Source organism: Helicobacter mustelae (assembly GCF_900476215.1).
GTDB classification, from domain to species: Bacteria; Campylobacterota; Campylobacteria; order Campylobacterales; family Helicobacteraceae; genus Helicobacter_H; species Helicobacter_H mustelae.
The window spans coordinates 24,597-44,280 of the sequence record NZ_LS483446.1; the positions used below are offsets into that span (position 1 = coordinate 24,597).

General features: G+C 41.7%; 19 protein-coding genes, 1 pseudogene and 1 CRISPR repeat array. Of the genes and pseudogenes, 7 read left to right on the forward strand and 13 right to left on the reverse strand.

The genetic code is table 11. The annotated features are described in order from the left end of the window. Positions 1 to 109 precede the first annotated feature (109 nt). Positions 110 to 804: a CRISPR direct-repeat array (repeat unit 36 nt; unit sequence GTTTTAGCCACTTCATAAATATGTTTATGCTAAAAT). Positions 805 to 916: 112 nt separating this feature from the next. From cas2 to DQN48_RS00145, 7 genes are all read right to left on the reverse strand, one after another. Continuing rightward, a complete protein-coding gene (cas2, locus tag DQN48_RS00110; protein WP_170118045.1) occupies positions 917 to 1,225 on the reverse strand; it encodes a CRISPR-associated endonuclease Cas2 in 309 nt (102 codons plus the stop codon). Continuing rightward, positions 1,203 to 2,129, reverse strand: coding sequence for a type II CRISPR-associated endonuclease Cas1 (gene cas1, locus DQN48_RS00115; RefSeq protein ID WP_013022388.1), 927 nt, complete (start codon positions 2,127 to 2,129; stop codon positions 1,203 to 1,205). Before cas1 ends, cas2 begins: the two co-directional genes overlap by 23 nt. After that, a complete protein-coding gene (gene cas9 / locus DQN48_RS00120) occupies positions 2,122 to 5,196 on the reverse strand; it encodes a type II CRISPR RNA-guided endonuclease Cas9 (protein WP_013022389.1) in 3,075 nt (1,024 codons plus the stop codon). Before cas9 ends, cas1 begins: the two co-directional genes overlap by 8 nt. A gap of 348 nt (positions 5,197 to 5,544) precedes the next feature. Next, complete coding sequence (locus DQN48_RS00130) at positions 5,545 to 6,135, reverse strand: outer membrane beta-barrel protein (protein WP_013022390.1); 591 nt, start codon at positions 6,133 to 6,135, stop codon at positions 5,545 to 5,547. 187 nt (positions 6,136 to 6,322) lie between these two features. Further along, entirely contained in the window at positions 6,323 to 7,405 is a 1,083-nt protein-coding gene (locus tag DQN48_RS00135) for a DUF354 domain-containing protein (RefSeq protein ID WP_013022391.1), read from the reverse strand. Then, entirely contained in the window at positions 7,402 to 7,602 is a 201-nt protein-coding gene (locus DQN48_RS00140) for a hypothetical protein (RefSeq protein ID WP_013022392.1), read from the reverse strand. The genes DQN48_RS00135 and DQN48_RS00140 overlap by 4 nt, the downstream gene beginning before the upstream one ends. Next, on the reverse strand, positions 7,599 to 8,429 hold the full coding sequence (locus tag DQN48_RS00145) for a class 1 fructose-bisphosphatase (protein WP_013022393.1): 831 nt from the start codon (positions 8,427 to 8,429) through the stop codon (positions 7,599 to 7,601). The genes DQN48_RS00140 and DQN48_RS00145 overlap by 4 nt, the downstream gene beginning before the upstream one ends. Positions 8,430 to 8,511: 82 nt before the next feature. Between DQN48_RS00145 and rpe the strand changes: the two genes are divergently transcribed. Then, complete coding sequence (gene rpe / locus DQN48_RS00150) at positions 8,512 to 9,150, forward strand: ribulose-phosphate 3-epimerase (RefSeq protein WP_013022394.1); 639 nt, start codon at positions 8,512 to 8,514, stop codon at positions 9,148 to 9,150. Then, entirely contained in the window at positions 9,150 to 9,893 is a 744-nt protein-coding gene (locus DQN48_RS00155) for a 3'-5' exonuclease (protein WP_013022395.1), read from the forward strand. Before rpe ends, DQN48_RS00155 begins: the two co-directional genes overlap by 1 nt. Before the next feature lie 286 nt (positions 9,894 to 10,179). On the opposite strand, the gene DQN48_RS00160 is transcribed toward DQN48_RS00155, so the two are convergent. Then, positions 10,180 to 10,437 (reverse strand): hypothetical protein, encoded by a 258-nt coding sequence (locus DQN48_RS00160; RefSeq protein WP_013022396.1) that lies wholly within the window; start codon positions 10,435 to 10,437, stop codon positions 10,180 to 10,182. A 31-nt stretch (positions 10,438 to 10,468) separates the two neighbouring features. After that, entirely contained in the window at positions 10,469 to 11,296 is an 828-nt protein-coding gene (locus tag DQN48_RS00165) for a DUF5718 family protein (RefSeq protein ID WP_013022397.1), read from the reverse strand. 212 nt (positions 11,297 to 11,508) lie between these two features. Between DQN48_RS00165 and DQN48_RS00170 the strand changes: the two genes are divergently transcribed. Beyond that, entirely contained in the window at positions 11,509 to 12,426 is a 918-nt protein-coding gene (locus tag DQN48_RS00170) for a bifunctional enoyl-CoA hydratase/phosphate acetyltransferase (protein WP_013022398.1), read from the forward strand. A gap of 27 nt (positions 12,427 to 12,453) precedes the next feature. Beyond that, positions 12,454 to 13,629 (forward strand): acetate/propionate family kinase, encoded by a 1,176-nt coding sequence (locus tag DQN48_RS00175; protein WP_013022399.1) that lies wholly within the window; start codon positions 12,454 to 12,456, stop codon positions 13,627 to 13,629. A gap of 226 nt (positions 13,630 to 13,855) precedes the next feature. On the opposite strand, the gene DQN48_RS00180 is transcribed toward DQN48_RS00175, so the two are convergent. From DQN48_RS00180 to rsmA, 3 genes are read right to left on the reverse strand one after another with little or no spacing between them, the layout of a single operon-like run. Continuing rightward, a complete protein-coding gene (locus DQN48_RS00180) occupies positions 13,856 to 14,824 on the reverse strand; it encodes a KpsF/GutQ family sugar-phosphate isomerase (protein WP_013022400.1) in 969 nt (322 codons plus the stop codon). Positions 14,825 to 14,827: 3 nt separating this feature from the next. Further along, a complete protein-coding gene (locus DQN48_RS00185) occupies positions 14,828 to 16,849 on the reverse strand; it encodes a ribonuclease J (protein WP_013022401.1) in 2,022 nt (673 codons plus the stop codon). A 1-nt stretch (position 16,850) separates the two neighbouring features. After that, positions 16,851 to 17,660, reverse strand: coding sequence for a 16S rRNA (adenine(1518)-N(6)/adenine(1519)-N(6))-dimethyltransferase RsmA (rsmA, locus tag DQN48_RS00190; protein ID WP_049762220.1), 810 nt, complete (start codon positions 17,658 to 17,660; stop codon positions 16,851 to 16,853). Between the two features lie 81 nt (positions 17,661 to 17,741). Between rsmA and hisF the strand changes: the two genes are divergently transcribed. The 3 genes and pseudogenes from hisF to DQN48_RS00205 all read left to right on the forward strand — a co-directional run. Further along, the gene (gene hisF, locus DQN48_RS00195) at positions 17,742 to 18,527 is read left to right on the forward strand and encodes an imidazole glycerol phosphate synthase subunit HisF (protein WP_013022403.1); all 786 of its coding nucleotides are present in this window, start codon (positions 17,742 to 17,744) and stop codon (positions 18,525 to 18,527) included. Positions 18,528 to 18,534: 7 nt separating this feature from the next. After that, positions 18,535 to 19,101 carry a phosphorylase family protein gene (locus DQN48_RS00200; protein WP_013022404.1) on the forward strand — a complete coding sequence of 189 codons (567 nt, stop codon included), beginning with the start codon at positions 18,535 to 18,537 and terminating at the stop codon, positions 19,099 to 19,101. Between the two features lie 74 nt (positions 19,102 to 19,175). Continuing rightward, positions 19,176 to 19,301: pseudogene (locus tag DQN48_RS00205) on the forward strand (HisA/HisF-related TIM barrel protein); the annotation flags it as partial. 73 nt (positions 19,302 to 19,374) lie between these two features. Here DQN48_RS00205 and DQN48_RS00210 read toward each other — a convergent pair. Further along, on the reverse strand, positions 19,375 to 19,611 hold the full coding sequence (locus DQN48_RS00210; protein ID WP_041913007.1) for a hypothetical protein: 237 nt from the start codon (positions 19,609 to 19,611) through the stop codon (positions 19,375 to 19,377). Between the last annotated feature and the right edge of the window lie 73 nt (positions 19,612 to 19,684).

The following is a 19,684-nucleotide window of genomic DNA, read 5'->3' on the forward strand; positions in this document are numbered from 1 at the left end:
GGAAAAGCTGAGGGAGGTTTTTGGAGTTTTGATTGTTTTTCTCGCAGAAATGACTAGGGAGCATTTGGTATTGCTTGGCTTGAGCTAGGATTTGTATTTCATGCCAAGCGTTTTAGCCACTTCATAAATATGTTTATGCTAAAATTAGAGTTAGTAGTTCTCTTTTTCTTTCCTGTTTTAGCCACTTCATAAATATGTTTATGCTAAAATTGAGCTATACGGATTGCAAAGATTCTTTTTGTTTTAGCCACTTCATAAATATGTTTATGCTAAAATGCTGCGGTCTTGATTATTGGTAGCATTCGTGTTTTAGCCACTTCATAAATATGTTTATGCTAAAATTTTAAAGTTTTGCGGCGATGAACTGCATGTGTTTTAGCCACTTCATAAATATGTTTATGCTAAAATCTTGCTCCACCCACACGTTATACTTGCTAGGTTTTAGCCACTTCATAAATATGTTTATGCTAAAATTCAACGCCTGCAATATTGTAATTAATCTTCGTTTTAGCCACTTCATAAATATGTTTATGCTAAAATCCCTTCTTGGTTTTGATGCCACTCTAAACGGTTTTAGCCACTTCATAAATATGTTTATGCTAAAATTCGTAGCGTTATCTTTCCCATGCACAGCATGTTTTAGCCACTTCATAAATATGTTTATGCTAAAATTGATGCAGTTGCAACACGTAGAAAGAGTCTGTTTTAGCCACTTCATAAATATGTTTATGCTAAAATTTGGAAAAACTTTACATAGAGACCCGCATAGTTTTAGCCACTTCATAAATATGTTTATGCTAAAATACACCTCTTGAGGATCCCCTAAAGAAGGGAGTTTCAGGAGGTGGGATGTGGCTAAAATAAAGAGTTTTCGGTCCTCTGTGGGGTAACTGCCTAGCATCCCCTCAAACCGAGCCTAAAACAGAGTGAGCGGAGTAGGTTTTTGGACCTTTTGTGCTTGCGAAATTTCTCCTATCAAGATTTTCATGTGATCGAATTGTTTTTCTGTCAAAATCAAGGCTCTGATATGTCCTTTTTTGGGCAAATAGAGATGAAGTCGTTCAAGATAGGTATTTGCGCTTTTGACTCCTTTGCAAATCCTGACATATACAGAAAATTGCAGCATGAAATAGCCCTCTTTCAAAAGTGTAGAGCGAAACTTGGCACTTGCCTTTCTATCTTCTTTGCTTTTTGTGGGCATGTCAAACATCACTAAAACTCTCATAAACTTCTCTTCCATTGCTTTCCTTGTCCAAGATAGGCAATTCTATCATTTTGCCTCTATCGCAAATAAAGTTTGAAATACTCCATACCATACGAGTGATGGAGCGATGAAATGGGTAAAACTTTCCTTGAAGCAAAACTTTTGTATTCAAAAGATTGACAAGTTCCACGCGATGGGAGAGTGTGAGCTCATTTTCTATCCTCAGGGCTAGCACTCTAGAATCCACGAAGGGGCGATAGGGCTCTATCAAATCATCTGCAAGATTAAAGGGATTGAATTGATTGGAGTGAAAGATCCCAAGAGAGGGAATGAGCCCTGAACCTACGAGGTTTCTAGCAATGCAGCCTCGGATAATGGCATATCCATAATTCAGGGCTGCATTGATGGGAGAGAAGTCTTTGCGCGAAAATCCCCTGCCAAAAAGAGAGGGGAAATAAAGGGCTGAAGCCTTGGCTTCATTATTTGTGCCATCTGCTAGTTTGACTGCTTTTTGCAGTGCTTGGAGTTTTGTGGCTGTGGAAGTTTTGTTTTCTTGCATTAAAAGATTTGTTTGATTTTGGATTTTTGCTTGGATGATTTTTTGCCATAGGATTGACTTGTTTTGTTTGGAAAAATGGATTTGCAAATCGAGTATGGCTGAGCTGCGGTAGTGTGCAAGAAAGGGCGAGAATACTCCACTGGGCAGATGGGAATCATCACAAAAAAATACAAGGATCTTGTATTGGGCCAATTCTTTCATCAATGAAGAAGTGAGGGTGATTTGAGGGGTATCAATCACTATGGTGTGGATGTCTCTAAGAGGGATTCCTATATCTTCTTTGCCATGGATGATGAGATTATTGTTTTTATGAGAAAGCTTGGCGGGCTTGCTCATAAAAAGAGTGCGAAAGGCTTCATCAAACATGTTTTGGAGTTGTTTTTAGGGCGATGTTTTGACGATTTCTTGGTTTATGCTCTAGCACTTCTCCTAGCACAGAGAGCTTGACTTTTTGGAAAACCTTAAGTCCTTGAATGCCGCAACTTTCTCTTGTCATTGTTTTGTTTTTTTCTTTATCAGTATCTGTAAACATCTTCTCCTCATCCTCATTTTTGAGGGCATATTTGCTGAGGTGCTCCAATTCGATAGTAGCTTTTGCTGAATTCGTGGACTTATAGATTGCTAGTACAGCCTCTTGCATCTCTTTGGTTTGGATTTTGATACAGTCGTTTTTGAAAAGCGAAAAACAAAACTCATAGTTTTCATCCATTTCTAGCCAATCTTTTATGATTCCGTTTTTCTTGCCTTGGACAATTGCTTTATTGGGAAGCTTGCCTATTGCAAAATCATAAGTATAAATTGGCACAGCATAGAATTTCCCCTTATCTTTGCTTTTGAAAATATCTACGCGCACCATTGCTCCATTATCCACAATCCCCTGATTGATTTCTCTTATCTTTCCAAATTTTAGTGCCTTTTTTACCCCCTCTTCTCCCCCAAAAGCTTGGTAATAGAACTCTTTTGTTCGCACGGTTTCTTGATGCAACTCTCCTGTGACTTTATGAGACACATGGTGGGAGGGGATGATGTTTTGGATAGATTCTTGGATTTTGTCTTTGAAATTTGACATGGGCCATCTTAGGGAAAGCTTATGATCTCCCTCTCTCAAGATTTGAGCCTTTTGATGAGATTTGAGCCTGTGGGTTTCTTTGTCTTTGAGATAAGTGGTGTATTTTTGAATCATGCTGGGCTCTATGCAAGCAATGATGATTGCATCTTGGGCGTGGTGGAGATGATGATCTCTATTTTTTTCTTGCACTCCCCAAAAACTTCGCATCGTTGAAGTCATAGAGCCTGAAATAATGCGGATATGCTCCTTTTTGCCATCAGGGAGAGGCAGGAAGGATAGAGAATGCTTGATATATTCTTTTGTCACTCTTCCGATATAGCCAGTGTCTACAAGATTTCTTGCTAGGAAATCCTCCTCATTTCTCTCTTTGAAATTCTTTTGTGTGAGTTTGCGCTTTTTGCTGGGAGAAAAATTGCTGCTATATACTCTACCCACATACATATCCCATTTTTTCTCATCACTGCCAAGCCACTCATAAGGGGTTTTGTTGCTTTTTTCTTGATTGCTGGAAGTTAGGCAGAGGACTTTATTGCTCTGGGAATCATCTAGGCTTCTGCTCAAGGGGAATGCGTGATCGATCTGCAGGGCCCTTTGGTCTTTGAGATGATCTATGGTGATTTTCTCTCCACTATAGAGGCAGTATTCTTCTTGCTGCTTCCAGAGCTTGCATTTCAAGCGATTGTTATAGGTATTGGGAAGCCCTAGAACTTCTAGCAATTGGGATGCAGCGTCATTTTCGCTTTTGTTTTTTTTGTTGATTTTCTCAAGCTGCATTCTTGCGCTTTTTGCCTTGCAGACATCTCTAGTTAGTTCGATGTGAAAATAATGAAAGCCTCCATATTTTTCTAAAAGCGCATTGACGACCTTCCGAAACTCACTCAATGCCCGCCTTAACACAGGATTTGGAATATCAAAATAGCTCTCTTCTTTTGCAAGCTCACTTAGTGGAGGGAGGAGTTGTCTGTTTTTGGGCTGGGGTTTGCTAAAGATTCCTCTTTCTTGCAAAATCTCCACCCCTTCATCATATCTCTTCCCCTCTCGCATCAAAGGCAAGAGATGATAGAGCGCTTCAAGGCTAAGATTGATGTGTTTTGAGAAATTAAGCTTTGCATCCTTGATTGTTTGGATTTGCTCTTTGCTAAGCTGCAAAGACTCTAACTCCTTTAGGATCGCCTCCCAATCTTTATTTGCTCCCAAAATATTGGCGATTTTGTCTTGGGTCTTCCTATCTTGTGTGATCTTATTGAGTTTAAAGGTGCTAGGCAAAGAAAGAAACACCGCTTTCTCAGGGTTTTTCCCGCTATAATCCAGTCCTAAAAATTCAAAATCACTTGGCAAATCTAGCAGAAGTTTTAGTTTGGAGTAGGTGAGCCCTTTTTCATTCTTTTGGGCTTCTTGTAGGATTTTTCCTAAATAAACGCACATATCTTCTTGTGAGAAACACAATCCATGGCGATTTGTAAGATTTTTCAAAAAATTAATGCTCTTTGTTAGAGCGACAAACTCTTCTGCACTTGGAGCGTGTTTGCACGCACGATAGGGGCTATTCTCTCCTTTTTTGATGTGGCTACATTTTCCGATTTTGTCGCCAAAGCCCTTGAGCGGACGTTGATAGAAGATGAGTCCCTCTCTTTCTTGCTTGCTTTGAGCATCAGGATTTCCCAAGAGCTTGTAGATGAGTTCTTCATTGACCCAGGGGCTCTTTAGCTCTTGCTGGATTTGAAAAATTGTTTTTAGCTCCTCTCTTAGTTCGCTTCTGCCCACGCATCGATTGTAACTTTCTTTTTTGTTGCGAACATTGAGGGATTTTTGAAAGTAGAGTTTGTACATCATCTCGCCGATTGTTTTGCACTGCTCTTCTTTGATGCGCTTGGAATTTTCTGCGATTGCTTTTTTTATCTTACCACTATCGTTGTCTTCAACTCCATAAGTAATATCATCATATCCCCTGCGTTTGGCAATGTGCAAAATTACCCTTGCTAGCTCTTCTTTGTCTAGCACTCTGTATAATGCCCTCTCTCTAAGCTCCCAGGGAGAGAGAAAGTCTTTTGAAGTTTGGAAGAGTGTCGCGAGTTTCTCTCCTTGCACAAAGCATTCCAAATCCAAGCCCAAAGCCTTGGAGAGATAGTGTTTTACTTGCTGTATTCTTCCTTTCTTGCGCGCATTTCTGCGCCTGGCACTTCTTGCCAGTGTCCTGGGGAGGGCTAGAGATTCTTTATTTTTTGGATTTTCTGCTTTTGTAAAAACCCTCACTCCACTAGCCACAATCTCTTTGTTTTCCAGCCCCTTGTCTGTATATTCTCCTTCAATCACAGCCCAACCAATACTTGCAATCCCAATGTCGATTCCCAAAGTTCTTATCACTGTTTGCTCCTACTTTGTTTGGAAAAATCTTAGCACTTTCGTTTTAATTAGGGATTTTTAAGAATTTACTCCAAGTGGTCTTGCAAAAGAGATGTTTGCTCCCTTCCCTCGTTATCTTGGAGAGAAAAAAGAGGGGGAGTCTTCTTGAATTGCAGGAGTGTGGTTTTGTCATCATCCAAAATTGCCTTTGTTACTTTGGAAGAAGGGTTTTTGCGAGAGGAAAAGAACTAATTTTTTCCTCAAGGCTCCTGGCCAAAGATTGGCTATTTGTTTGGGTTCTTGAAGCGGCTTTTTTGGCTTTTCAAATGGAGGGCTTGAATTGCTTTTTGGGTTTTTGTGCAAGTGTTTTCAAAAGACAAATTTATAACCCATCATGAAATTATAGGTTTGGGGGATGTAGTCTCTTTTGGCGTTGATGGATCGTGGTGCAATGGGAATGAGCGCAAAGAATTCCACCCTGTGATGCTCCACAAAAATAAAGCTCATGCCAATCCTTCCCTTTATCAAAAAGTTGAGTCGATACAGTGGCACGGGATCGCTAGGACTAAGGCCTGCTAGCCGTGCCAGGGCCTTGCGACTCATGGGGAGGGCGGAGTTGATTCCAGCTTGTATCCCGCCAAATACCCCAAAGGCAAAAAAATGATCTTCCTTGGTGCCCTCAAAAAGCATGTCTAATCCCAATGCAGGCTGCGTCGTGGCGATGACAGAATCTGAGGTGAGCAGATTGTTATACCCCAATTGCCCAAATACACGCATTCCTACACGCTCTTTGGGTTCAAAAAAAAATTGATATCCCAACTCAGAACTATAGACCAAGTTTTGGATCGATTTTGTTCCAAATCCAAACCCAAATCCTCCATTGCTGCCGATAAAAAATCTAGCATGAGCCAAATGCATCATCCCAAGAAACAGCAACAGACTCAATAGAATTTTTTTCATTTGCGCTCCTCTTTTTTGACTCGATTATTGCTGGATTTTATCGTTTTTTCTTAAAGAAAAGCCCATGAGAATGGGGCTACATGGCTTCATTGCATGCTTTTTTGGTATTGAGTTGTTACCAATTTACTCCTAAATCATTACCAAAACCCAAAAAATCTAGTCAAAAAAATTGTTCGCCAGTCCTTAACTATTTTTGATGTTTGTAATATCTCTCCTGGATAATTGCAAAGATTTCTTGAAAGTTTGCAGGAGAAGATTCAAAAAATTCCCTCTGATTCTTGCGCTTTGTCTCTTGTGCAATCCAGGCTTTTACTTGATGATAGAGCGCTTGGGAATCTGTGTGATGTTGCATGAGATGATGGTCCAAAAGATATTTATCATGAAACAAAAAAAGAGATCGAGTAGAGATCGTGGGGATACCAAGATAGCAGGATTCTAGATTCATCGTTCCTCCACCTCCTATGAGGATGTCGATAAAGGGATAAAAGTCTTGGGGTGGGAGTTTTTCTTCTAAGATTGTGAGATTTTTGAGAGAAGAAAACTGTCTATGAAGTTCCGCGCTTCCATAGCGGGGCATGATCACCAAATTTGCATCAAGTTCATTTAAAAGAGGAATGCTTTCATAGATTATGGGAAGTTTTGTTCTGACATAATGGGCTTTGTATTCTTCCTCTCTCAGCAAGATTGTAGGGCGCGTGGTGGGGAGGTGATAGCGCTTGCGAAAATCTTCTCCTTGAGGCAGGTCTTTGAGCCAGAGTGCCACATCAATAAAAGGATAGGCAATGATGTTTTTTGGCTCCACTCCTAGCGCACTATAACAAATCTCAGGGACGACAAAGGGGCGGAAGATGAGACTGCTTAGAGGCAGGGTAAGTTTGGCTACAACCGTGATTTTTGAGAGTTCAAAACGATGACTTGCTAGTGGAGTATCAGAAAATTGAATGATAGGGATGCCTAGGCCAAATGCAGTTTGCGTCCCCTCCACGCTCACTCCAGTGATAAAAAGATTGGGCTTGCCTATGCGTTTGAAAAGCTCCAAAAATCCCTCTTGACGTTTTAGCCTTGCTTCTAGTTTGTCAAAAATCTCATTGCCCCCGTAATTGCCAACGCAAATGGATGGAATCTGAAACAGCTCTAGCAAAGCATAGCACTCCTCATAATCTTTGCTTTTTCTAGTGGTAACAACTACAGAATCTATGGTTTCAAGTAAGGGAATGAGGGAGCGAAAAAATAATACATATTTGGGATCTGTGATGTCGATCCATATCAAAATTCAAACCCCCCTTGCTCTCCTTTGTTCATGCTTTTATACACTGCGCTGACATAGCTTTTGCGCACAGGGCATTCAAAAAATTTTTCACACTTCAGACAGGAGTCGTAGTTCCTCTCTTTTTGGCATTTTTGCAAGTCCTGCAATGCCCGATCTAGCTGCAATGCAAAGGTATCTTTTGCAGGATTTTCACTCATTTTTTCTCCTTAAATAATGCAATTTCTTCAAGACTGCCAAAATAGCAAGGTGTGGTATCGTGCAAATGCGCACAGGGCAGATCCAACAAACGCACTCCATTTTCTCCTATGGCCTCTCCCCCGCAAAGCTCATAAATATATGCAAAAGGAAAAACTTCAAAAAGCTTGCGCAATTTTCCCTTGGGCGCATCACTTGTAGCAGGATAGCTAAAGATCCCCCCACCTTTGATGAGGATCTGATGCAAATCTGGCACCATCCCACCAGAATATCGCAAGCGATACCCCGCAGCAAAAAAAGATTCTATCAAGGCCTTATGCTCCTTGCTCCAATGTTTCTGCGTGCCACCAGTTGCGCTAATCTTGCCTTTTGTTTGGAGTTTGGGAGTGGGTTTTTGGATCCATTGCTTGCCATTGTAGCTTTGATAGGAGATGTTTTTGTGTGCGAACACGATCTCTGTGCGCGGCCCATAGATGATGTAGGCGCTAGCAATGAGATTTTTGCCTTGGAAATCCTGTGCATAGATTCCAAAAATTGAACCAATGCTAAGATTGCTATCTACAAGCGAAGAGCCATCTAGGGGATCATAGGCAATCAAAAACTCTCCTTCTGCTTTTTCTATGGCATTTGGTTTTTCTTCGCTTGCCACTCCGCGCACGCTAGGCAGTGCTAGCAGTCTCTCTTCAATGAGTTTATCAGCTATGACATCAACTTGGAGTTGCACGTCTCCTGTGGAATTTGTGCTCTCCAAATAAGTGGTGTTAGAATCTTGTAAAAGGGCATGAATTTCTAAAGCGATGTGCTTGAGAGTATCAAAGATTTGCTGCATTTTCTACCTCCATTTTTTTTGGATTTTATTATATCTTATTGTATTATACGCCCTGAGTGATTTTGGATTTTTTGGAGGAGCAATGCTGGTTGCACCAAGTCTTTTGTCTGCCAATTTTATGAGGCTGGGAGAGGAGATCCGGGCCCTTTGTGATGCGGGGGCGGATTTTTTGCACATTGATGTGATGGATGGGCATTTTGTGCCAAATCTCACCTTTGGTCCGGTTGTGTTGGAGCAGATTGCAAAATATGCCTCTAAACCCCTAGATGTGCATCTGATGGTGGAGAATGTTAGTTTTTTTGTGGAGTTATTTGCGCCCTTGAAGCCAGAATTTATGAGTGTGCATATCGAGGAGGTCAAGCATCTGCACCGCGTGATTGAGAGCATCAGGAAACATGGCATACGCCCCTGTGTGGTGCTAAATCCCCATAGCAGCGAACAAGATCTGAAATATATTTTAGAAGATATTGACATGGTATTGCTTATGAGCGTGAATCCAGGATTTGGTGGACAGAAATTCATCCCAAGTGTGTGCAAGAAAGCAAAAATGCTGCATCATAGGATCCAAGAATACAATCCTAAATGCCTTATTGAGGTAGATGGCGGAGTGAATGAAAAAAATATTTCTTTGCTTAAAGAAAGCATGGTAGATGTGGTGGTGGCAGGTAGCTATATTTTCAACCAAAGTGATTACAAAAAAGCCGTGGATTCTTTGCGATAATGTATAAAAAAGTTTATGCAAAGTTCCAAAAAGATTCTATTGAAAGGGAGAAATTTTTCCCCTACATGGGTGAGATTTTGGGGGTTTTTGATGAGGATCTGATTTTGGAATTATTGCGGGATTGTGGCCTATGGATTGAGGAGAGTGGGGATAGGCTTGAGCTTGGCACCTTGCAAAAAGACATCAAAGATGGTGTATTTTGTTTCGTAGATATCGAGACCACAGGATCTAAGCCTAATCACTCTAGCATCATAGAAATTGGCGCAATCAAATATCATGGGGGAGAAATTATTGATACCTTTGAGACACTTGTATTTAGTCAATCTGTGCCAGAAAATATCACTGAGCTCACAGGGATTGATGCGGGGATGCTTGCCGATGCGCCCAGTGAGCGGGAGGTTCTGCAAAGATTTCGCAAGTTTTTGGGAAACAGTGTGTTTGTGGCGCATAATGTCGTGTTTGATTATGGATTTATTAGCGATCGACTGCTTAGATACAACGAGCCTTATTTGCTAAATCCGCGGTTATGCACTGTGGAATTGGCCAGAAGGGGGATTTTGTCTGCGCGCTATTCCCTGGGTCATTTGAATGCTTTTTTGGGGATTGGAATTGACAAGCAGCATCGTGCTCTTAGCGATGCGTTTATTTGTTTGAAAGTATTTGAGATTGCACAATTGACCCTGCCAAATCATGTGCAAAATATCCAGGGCCTCATCGAATACACTCGCGGTAAAAAACTCTAATTTTTAGAGGGAATTTGTTGCATCGTGGAAATTTTTGGAATTTAGTGAGCTTTTGAGTCGGGATGAATTTTTGAAAATCTCACTTCAAGAAATCCCTTTGCCCGAAAAAACCCGCAAAATCCAGTCTGAAAATTTTGCAAAATAGTTCTGCTAAGATTTGGAGAACTTGTAAAGACGAAAAACAAAACTTTAAAAAATCTGAGAAAATTTATGAAGCGAGAAACTTTTGAAAAGTAGAAGTAGTGGATTTGGAGTGCCCAGCTTTACAAAAAAGCCAGGAGTAGTATTATTGCTGGTTTAGGATTCCTAGCACTGCTACGGCATGAGGATTCATGGATCCGCATTTATTGCAAACTGTGTAAATTGCAGGGACATGAGGGCCATTTACACTAAGGCTTCCATCGATTTTATTTTGCAATAATATATTTGTGAAACCAGGTGCAATTCCGATATCTTTGCCATGACAAGAAGGACAAGAAAGCTTCGCCCCCTTCTCTTTTAGTTTTTCCATGATGCTTTCAGGGGTAATATTTACGTCTGCCATTTAGAGCTCCTTAATTTTTCCGTGCATTATACTAGTTTTTTACCACTTCTTGCACAATAAAAGAGAGATTCCCCTCATCTTTTGGGAATTCTTTGCTAGCAAAGAAGTTCTGAATTTGCTGCTGGGTGTATTTTTGATTATGGAACACCGCGATAAAAATTTTATCCCCATCATGTAAAAACCGCTTTTCCCCCAATTCTGTATATTTGGTGGCACCGATTGCAATGATGCAGGTTTTTGGCTTTTGGTGTTTGAAGACTAGGTCTTTGAAGCTTTCTAGGATGAATTCATCTTTTTGGTTGTTGAGCTTATTTACCAGCCAACAAATGAGGCGCTTGTAAAAATAGCTATATCCCGTGAGTGGAGAGCATTCTCCATAAGCATGCACCGCCCCATCAATCTCTATAAAAGAAGCGATGGAGAAATGATCGCATATGCCCCCACTTTCAAATTTGTCGATGGGAATCTTGCTGCCATAGCCCTTGCAGCCAGGTGAAAAATTCTTTTTTTGAGAGATTTTTGTAGCTTTTTTGTCGTTGCGCACAGATGCATCATTAAATGCCATGAAAAATTTGGGATGCAAGTCCACTACCTCATCACCCTCATAGATAATCTCACATTCTAGCCCCACTTCTGATTCTGCTTGTACATTGAGGCTAGGGTCTTGAGGCAGCACCAATTGATGATTGTCAAAACAATCCCGCCCCAATCTCTCATGACCTGGGATATAAAAAGGAAAAATTCCCTTTGGTCCATCTTCATCATCGATGGCGATGTTACAAAAGCCGTCTGCTTCTCCTGCCTGCTCCAAATGATTGGCAAAATTCCCTGCGATTCCGATGCCTAAAAGATGTTTCATTTTCATAGTCCTAAAATGATTTAATATTGCTTCAATTGTGCCCATTTATCATTAATGCAACAAAGAAAATCAAAGAAGAATTATGGTATTAAAAAAATGCAACAAAACTGAGATCAAAAGTATTTTTTGCTAAAATTTTCACAAGATTTCTGTCAGAAAGTAATAGAAATCTTAAAAAACTAAATCATCAAAATTGATGAAAGGGGATCGAAATGCAAAAACAAAAAGGTAGAGAATCTAGTGTATTTGGAGATATTTTGGCGCATGCTAAGAAAAAAGGCAGGATCAAGGTCGCTGTGGCCCAGCCAACAGATATTACAAGCTTGGGGGGTGTGGTTGAGTCTTTTGAAGCGGGCTTGATTGAGCCTATTTTGGTGGGAGAATCACAAAAGATTGCCCAGGCTGCCAAGGAGCTTGGCAGAGATATCTCTTTGTTTGAGATCCTTGAGGCGGGGTCGGATATTGAGGCCGCAAATGCTGCAGTGGCCCTTGCTAGCAAGGGTGCTGTTAAGGCATTGATGAAGGGCAATTTGCATACCAATGATATTATGAGTGCGGTATTCAAAAAAGAAGCAGGATTGCGCACAGAGCATCATGTTTCTCATGCGTTTGTAATGGATGTGCCTGCCTATCATAAGGCTCTTATTGTCTCGGATGCAGCTATCAACATCGCCCCAGATGCAAGGGCCAAATACAGCATTTTGCACAATAGCGTGGTTTTGGCAAAAAAAATTGGGATTAAAACTCCTAAAGTGGCGGTATTAAGCGCAGTAGAAATGCCCTATGAAAAAATACCAAGCTCCATGGAGGCTGCAGAAATTGCTAAAAGAGCCCAAGAAGAATTAGAAGATGTTTTATGTTATGGACCTCTAGCATTTGATAATGCGATCTCAGCCGCGGCTGCTAAGATTAAAAAAATTGATTCTCCTGTGTGTGGAGATCCTGATATTTTGATCGTGCCTCATATTGAGTCTGGCAATATTTTATTTAAGGCATTGGTATATCTAGCGCATGCAAAGGTGGCAGGCATTGTACTGGGGGCAAAGGTCCCCATTATCCTGACTTCAAGAGCAGATGATGCACAAGCGCGCGTGGCTTCTTCAGCACTAGCAGTGCTCACAAGTCAATAACCCACAAACCAACGATAAGGAAATCCAATGGAAGAGATGATTTTAGTGATTAATGCGGGAAGTTCGAGTTTAAAGTTCAAGATTTTTCATGATGATGGGAGTGTGATTGCTGCAGGACAGGTTCAAGGGATTGACATTGCCCCAAGTTTTAAGGCCAAGGATGCCAAAGGTGAGGTGATTGGCGAGCATCAATGGGGGGAGTTGCAGTCGCATAATCACGCGCTGGTGATAGAGTATTTGCTCCAGTGGATTTTTGATACCTTCAAAGAATATAGACTTAAGGCCTGTGGGCATCGTGTCGTGCATGGGGGAACAAAATTTCATCAGAGCGCGCTGCTAGATGATAGGGTAATTGCTGATATTGAAGCTCTTGTTCCTCTTGCTCCCCTCCACCAACCTCATAATTTACGTGTCATGAAATTGATAAGACAGATGTTTCCAGATCTTTGGCAAGTAGCGGTTTTTGATACAGCATTTCATCAAACCATGCAGGGCAATGCCACCATGTATGCCATCCCCTATGAGCTCTATCAAGAGGGTGTGAGGAGGTATGGGATGCATGGGACATCTTATGCGTATATTGTGCATAGAATGCGTGAAGATTATCCCGACATGGCAGAAAAAAAGCTTGTTGTAGCCCATATTGGTTCGGGTGCATCGCTTTGTGCGATTTTTGGGGGAAAATCTGTGATGACGACCATGGGGTTCACTGCGTTAGAGGGCGTGCCCATGGGGACGCGCGCAGGGTCGATGGATCCGGGGATCTTGCTGTATTTGATAGAGAATAAGGGCTATGAGCTAGATGACATCCGAGATTTTTTATACTACAAATCAGGGGTGAGTGGGCTCTCAGAGTTTAGTTCTAATATTTATACTTTGGAATGTCATAAGGATACTCATGAAGGAGCAGCGCGTGCGCTTAGCTTTATGATTTTTCGCATCGCAGAAGAGATTGCAAGACTTGGCGTGAGCTTAAAGGGTATCGATGGAATTATATTTACTGCAGGGGTAGGAGAAAATTCCTCTTATTTCCGCTCTCAGGTCTGCAAAGAGCTTGCATACATGGGTGTCAAAATCAATGAAGAGGAAAACAAAAAGAGTTCAGAGCTCATTAGCACAAGCGATAGCAAGATTGCTGTTTTTGCAATACAGACCAATGAGGAATTGATGATTATGCTGGATACCAAAAAGCTTGCGGGATGATCCTTGAAAAAAGCTGGGCTTTTGGGCTTTTTTTGTTTTTGGGGGAAATCTTGGGGGTTTTGGAATTTTAGGCTTTTCTGATTTCAGGGCCTTGTTTGAGTCTGTCAGCCTCTAGTTTCTCCAATACCTCGATTTCCTGGCTTGGGACTGACTTGCTAAGGCTTTTTTGGCTTTATGTTTTGGAGTGTGCTTTTTGGATTGCTTCTCTAGGCTATCTGGCTTCTTTTTATGCCTTGATGCCAGCGCTAATCAAGGTGTGCAGATGGATTGCCCCTAGGATATGTTTGGCAGGGTCTGTAATGATGAGTAATTGGATTTTATTTTCTTCAATGAATTCCAGCGCCTCACAAGCTAGTAGGAGTGGATTGTCACAATATTTTGGCGATAGGGTGGCATAGTGCTTGGCAGGAGACTCTAGGTTGAAGTCTTTTTGCATCATGGCGCGGCGAAGATCCCCATCACTTAGTACCCCATAGAGTCTATCATCCTCGATTAAGATAGCGCTTCCCAACCTCGATTCACTCATTTTGATAATGGCCTCCTTTAATGGCATCTCTGGTGGGATGAGGGGGAGGTTTTGGGTCTGCATCAAATCTTTGACTTTGACAAATAATCTTTTCCCTAGGCTTCCTCCAGGATGGAAATATGCAAAGTCTTGTTTGGAAAAGTCTCGTGCATGCATGAGACAAACTGCCAATGCGTCTCCAAGGGCCAGGGTGAGGGTGGTGGAGCTTGTGGGTGCAGCATTGATGGGGCAGGCTTCTTTGCTCACAGCAATGGGGATGAAGAAATCTCCCATTTTAGAAAGCGAGCTTTGTGCATCCTTGCTCATCGTGATGATTGCATGGCTTTGGTGCTTGAGATGAGGGAGGATAGAGATGAGTTCATCACTCTCACCACTATAGCTAATGGCAAGGATTACATCCTCCTTGCCAATCATCCCTAAATCCCCGTGCATGGCATCGGTGGGATGGATGAAAAAGCTCGGAGTGCCAGTGCTTGCAAGTGTTGCTGCGATTTTTGCTCCAATAAGCCCGCTCTTTCCCACACCAGTGACGATGAGCTTGCCAGACATCTGCAAGATTGTTTTTACAATGTGAGGAAAATCAATCCTTGTGGTATCGATGCTTAAGAGTTCTTGCGCCTCATCATCTAATACTTTTTTGGCAATTTGGCCAAAATCTATGCAATCCATGAATCACCTCAGAAAAGTATGGATTATGATGGTGGGATATTTCTTGGTTTTTTTGAAAAGCACTTTTCTTAACATATTGCGCAGATCATTTTCCAGCAATTTGGCATTGCCTATTACTTCGGGTTTGAGATTCTTGAGATGCATCCCCAGCAATGTTTCTAGCTCTTTTGCATAGGCCTTTTCCTCTTTGGGATTGAGGATGCCAAGCGTAGTGATTTGGGTGTCTTTGAGAAGTTTTTGTTCTGTTTTGTTGATACATGCTACCACGATCAAGATTCCGCAGTCTGCAAGAACTTGGCGTTCATTCACGACGATGTTATCAATTTCTGTGCAAGTCTGATTGTCGATGAAGACCTTGCCGCTTTTGATGGTTTTTACCTTACGGATATAGCTGGGATTTACCTCGATTTGATCGCCATCTTCCATGAGATAGATATTTTTTTCTAGCACTCCGCACTTCATCGCGGTTTCTTTGTGTCTAGCGACATGATTGTATTCTCCATGGATGGGCAGGAAAAATTTGGGTTTAATGAGTCGCAGCATGAGCTTTTGCTCCTCTTGTGCCGCATGCCCGCTCACATGGATTTCGCTGAAATCTTGATAGGCCACCCTTGCCCTTGCTTTGATTAGGAAATTCAATACAGTAGAGACAGAGCTCTCATTGCCGGGGATGGCCTTTGCAGAAATGATTACCATGTCTGTGGGCTTGATTTTGATATGGCGATGTTCATCTGTTGCCATGCGATAGAGTGCACTCATTGTCTCGCCCTGAGACCCTGTGGTCACGATCAAAATCTCTTCATCAGGATAATTATTCACTTCATGTGCTTCGATGAAAATCTTGCTGGGTAGATCGATATAGCCTAGCTCTCTTGCGATATCGAGATTTTTTTCCATAGATCTGCCGATGACAGCGATTTTTCTATTATATTTGATTCCATAGGTGATGGCCTGATATACGCGGTGGATGTTAGAGGAAAAGGTGCTCATAATGACCCTTCCCTCTGCGGATTTAAAAAGCGCATCAAATGTCGGCCCCACACTCGCCTCAGATGCGGTGCTACCGGTTTTGTGAGAATTGGTGGAGTCGCTTAGTAAAAGCATGACCCCCTGCTCTCCATAATGAGCAAGGCGATGCAAATCGGTTGGTAGATCATCAATGGGAGTGTGATCGATTTTGAAATCCCCGGTATGGATGATGACTCCAGCCTCTGTCTTGATAGCAAGTGCGGAGGCATCAATGATGGAGTGCGTGATGTGGATCCATTCGATCTCAAAATCTCCAATGGGAATGGGATGTCTTTTTTCTACAATTTTAAAAAAAGAGCGGAATTTTTTGAGTCCATGTTCATCAAATTTATTGCCAATCATCCCCAGTGCTAATGGAGTGCCATAGAGGGGAAATTGCAGCTGCTTATAAAGGTAGGGGACCGCGCCAATATGATCTTCATGCGCATGCGTGATCACTACCCCAGCAATTTTGTCTTTGATTGCATGGATGTAGCTAAAATCTGGGATCAAAATATCCACCCCATGCATATTCTCCTCAGGGAAACTCATCCCTACATCAATGATGATGGCAGAGTTTTCTGTTTCCATCACCATCATGTTGCCCCCGATCTCTCCCAATCCGCCAAGTGGCGTGATGCGCACCTTTGCTTTGGTGTTGAGGTTGAGCTTGTAGTGAGGATTTAGGCTGCTTTTTTGAATCCTGTTATTTGCCTCCACTCCTTTTTTGAGATCTTTGTGGAAACCCAGATTCCCTCTTTCATTAACATTTTGGATATCTCTTGTGCCATTGATTGCAGGAGTATCTTTTTCTTGTGCATTTTTGTTTTTGAAGCTAAATCTTCTTTTGTTTGGCTCTTTGTTTTCTTCTTTTGTATGCGCTGTGTGGGGGTGTCCTTCTTTTTTTTCACCAGACTCTGTCGCACCTCCCTGGTCTTTTTTGAATCGGGGTTTAAAAAACTTTCTTTTTTTTGTTTCTGGATTTGGAGTGTTTTCATTGTTGTGATTATTTTCCATTTTATTTCCTTATTTTCTCAAAAATTTGGTGATAGTTTGAATTTTCTAGCTGATGAGCTCTGACATCTAGGGGAATGCGTAACTCCATAAAAACTTTTTGCAAGACTGTCTTGTCATAATGCGTGGCGAGATTTTTTAGTAGTTTTTTGCGTGGAGCACAAAAGGCTATCTTTAGCATATTCTCAAAATCCTCATCAATCATAGCGATATTTTTTTTGAAAGAAAAAACTGCAGAAGTCACCCTTGGCACGGGTTCAAATGCAATGGCTGGAACATCAAAAAGATAACTTACTTGACCAAATGTTTGAGTCAATATGCTTAATGCGCAAAAATGAGATTCGCCACTTTTGGCACAAAATCTCTGTGCTACTTCTTTTTGTGTCATCACGACAAATCCTTGACATAAAGGGTCTTTCAATATTTTGAGAATAATATGCGTAGCCACATAATAGGGTAGATTAGAGACCAAAACATAGGGCTCTTGGTGCAACCAACCTTTTGAATTTGGCAAATCCAACACATCTTGATGGATTAGTTTTAATCTAGCAGAATCCAATGCGCTATGATATTTTTTTCTCAACAAAGAACATAAATCAGAATCGATTTCATACGCTTTTATAGGATAGAGTTTGAGTAACTCATCGCTCAAATCACCCAAGCCAGCCCCAATTTCTACAATCTGCTCATCTGTGTGAATATTGGGAATGGATTGGATAATTTTATGGATGCAATCCTTGTCTTTCAGGAAGTTTTGGCCAAACTTCTTTTTTGCTTGGTATCCCAAAAATATCTCCGAAACTTTGCGTTCCATTCTATCGAATTTTTTGATGATTTGTAAATAACTTAAGTGCTGTATGATTGCGAAAATGATTTTAATGAATAGGGAGCAAATATGGGGCATTTTGTAAAGAGGATCATTCCTTGTTTGGACATCCATCAGGGCAGGGTTGTGAAGGGTGTGAACTTCCAAGGTCTGCGGGAGATGGGCGATCCTGCGACCTTGGCAAAAAAATACAATGATGGGGGTGCAGATGAATTGGTGTTGCTAGATATTAGCGCGTCATTTGAAGGGAGGGGCATCATGCTAGAAGCTGTGCGCAACGTAGCAAAAAATATTTTTATTCCACTCACTGTGGGGGGAGGGATTTCTGAATTAGAGCATATTCATCAGTTGCTAGACATTGGTGTAGACAAAGTAAGCCTCAATAGCTCTGCCATCAAAAATCCTGGTTTTATTACAGAGGGGGCACAGAAATTTGGCAGTCAATGCATCGTCGTGGCCATCGATGCCAAACGTGTGCCAAATTCCAAAAGCGGCTTTGGGGTATTTATCAAAGGGGGACGCGAGGATGCGCATAGGGATTTGAGAGAGTGGATTGGTGAAGTGTGTGAGAGAGGTGCGGGGGAGATTTTGCTTACAAGCATGGATTGTGATGGGGTCAAGAGTGGCTTTGATACAGAGTGCCTGGCTTTGGTGCGAGAGGCTGCAAGCGTACCCGTGATCGCCAGTGGTGGCGCAGGAAAAATGCAGGATTTTTTAGAGATTTTTAGAAGCGATAATAGGGGCAGCGCGCTTGCAGATGCGGGACTTGCAGCAAGTATCTTCCATCAAGATAGCATCACCATACCTGAGCTAAAAAAATATCTTCAAGCAAATGGTATCCAAATGAGGATCTAGGCAACTCATGTTTTTGTGTGCAGGGAATACAGAGCAGTTTGATTTTGCTAGGAGTATTGGTATAGGGTTGGTTGAGAGTGCAATTTGTTTGACACAGATCTGCAAAGAGGAGGATGTGGATTTTTTGGTTTTTGTGGGGAGTGCGGGAAGTTATAGCAGGGAGGTGGGGGTTTTTGAGCTGTTTTGTGCTAGTTGTGCTACACAGATTGAAGCAAGTCATTTGCATGGACAGAGCTATACGCCACTAAAAAATAAGATCCAGAGCCCTCCCATTGTTTCACATGAAACACTCAAGCACATCGATGCTCTGCCAAGTGCTGTGGTGAATTGTAGCAATTACATTCACACTCATGAGGAAACTGCCAAAAAAATGCTGCAGCAGGGAATCCTTCTAGAAAACATGGAGTTTTTCTCCGTGCTCAGTGTGGCGGTGAAATTTCGCATTCCTGCCAGGGGAATTTTTTGTGTGAGCAATCACTGTTCTAACAACGCACATCAGGAATTTCTCAAAAATCATCCATTGGTGATGCAAAAGCTAGAGGAGTTTGTAAAAAACATCAAAAAATCCTGCTAGAGCGATTGCCCTGGTAAGAGCCTTCAAGCGCCCCCAAGCAACAATCCCATAAGCGTCCTTTAATCAAAAGCGGCTTTGGGGTATTTATCAAAGGGGGACGCGAGGATGCGCATAGGGATTTGAGAGAGTGGATTGGTGAAGTGTGTGAGAGAGGTGCGGGGGAGATTTTGCTTACAAGCATGGATTGTGATGGGGTCAAGTGGGTGGATTTCAGCTCAAACTGACTTGCATTGCCAGCATAAGTAGGGATGCTGCATTACTTATTGCTTTTTCTTAGCGCTCCCTTATGAGAATCAATGTGTAGTTTTTATTCCCATTATCTCGCATTTCTAGTAATTTCCATCCCGCCATGGATGCCTGCAAAAAATTCATATACCCCAATCCATTAGAGCAGTTGATGAAGCTATAAAATACACCCTCCCCCTTATCCTGCACTTCACAAACTGTCATTTCTTCTGCGCGCATGATGCTTAGACTCAAGATCGCCAGGCCAAAAAGAATTTTTTTCACTCTCAAATCCTCCCTATCCCATTTTGTAGAAATTGCCTGTCCTTAATATACTATATTCCAATGCAAAAATTAG

Bases quoted from the DNA above. Each gene is read 5' to 3' on its own strand.
- cas2 (WP_170118045.1), bottom strand. From the start codon at position 1,225: ATGAGAGTTTTAGTGATGTTTGACATGCCCACAAAAAGCAAAGAAGAT.
- cas1 (WP_013022388.1), bottom strand. From the start codon at position 2,129: ATGTTTGATGAAGCCTTTCGCACTCTTTTTATGAGCAAGCCCGCCAAG.
- DQN48_RS00130 (WP_013022390.1), bottom strand. From the start codon at position 6,135: ATGAAAAAAATTCTATTGAGTCTGTTGCTGTTTCTTGGGATGATGCAT.
- DQN48_RS00140 (WP_013022392.1), bottom strand. From the start codon at position 7,602: ATGAGTGAAAATCCTGCAAAAGATACCTTTGCATTGCAGCTAGATCGG.
- DQN48_RS00145 (WP_013022393.1), bottom strand. From the start codon at position 8,429: ATGCAGCAAATCTTTGATACTCTCAAGCACATCGCTTTAGAAATTCAT.
- rpe (WP_013022394.1), top strand. From the start codon at position 8,512: ATGCTGGTTGCACCAAGTCTTTTGTCTGCCAATTTTATGAGGCTGGGA.
- DQN48_RS00155 (WP_013022395.1), top strand. From the start codon at position 9,150: ATGTATAAAAAAGTTTATGCAAAGTTCCAAAAAGATTCTATTGAAAGG.
- DQN48_RS00160 (WP_013022396.1), bottom strand. From the start codon at position 10,437: ATGGCAGACGTAAATATTACCCCTGAAAGCATCATGGAAAAACTAAAA.
- DQN48_RS00165 (WP_013022397.1), bottom strand. From the start codon at position 11,296: ATGAAACATCTTTTAGGCATCGGAATCGCAGGGAATTTTGCCAATCAT.
- DQN48_RS00170 (WP_013022398.1), top strand. From the start codon at position 11,509: ATGCAAAAACAAAAAGGTAGAGAATCTAGTGTATTTGGAGATATTTTG.
- DQN48_RS00175 (WP_013022399.1), top strand. From the start codon at position 12,454: ATGGAAGAGATGATTTTAGTGATTAATGCGGGAAGTTCGAGTTTAAAG.
- DQN48_RS00180 (WP_013022400.1), bottom strand. From the start codon at position 14,824: ATGGATTGCATAGATTTTGGCCAAATTGCCAAAAAAGTATTAGATGAT.
- DQN48_RS00185 (WP_013022401.1), bottom strand. From the start codon at position 16,849: ATGGAAAATAATCACAACAATGAAAACACTCCAAATCCAGAAACAAAA.
- rsmA (WP_049762220.1), bottom strand. From the start codon at position 17,660: ATGGAACGCAAAGTTTCGGAGATATTTTTGGGATACCAAGCAAAAAAG.
- hisF (WP_013022403.1), top strand. From the start codon at position 17,742: ATGGGGCATTTTGTAAAGAGGATCATTCCTTGTTTGGACATCCATCAG.
- DQN48_RS00200 (WP_013022404.1), top strand. From the start codon at position 18,535: ATGTTTTTGTGTGCAGGGAATACAGAGCAGTTTGATTTTGCTAGGAGT.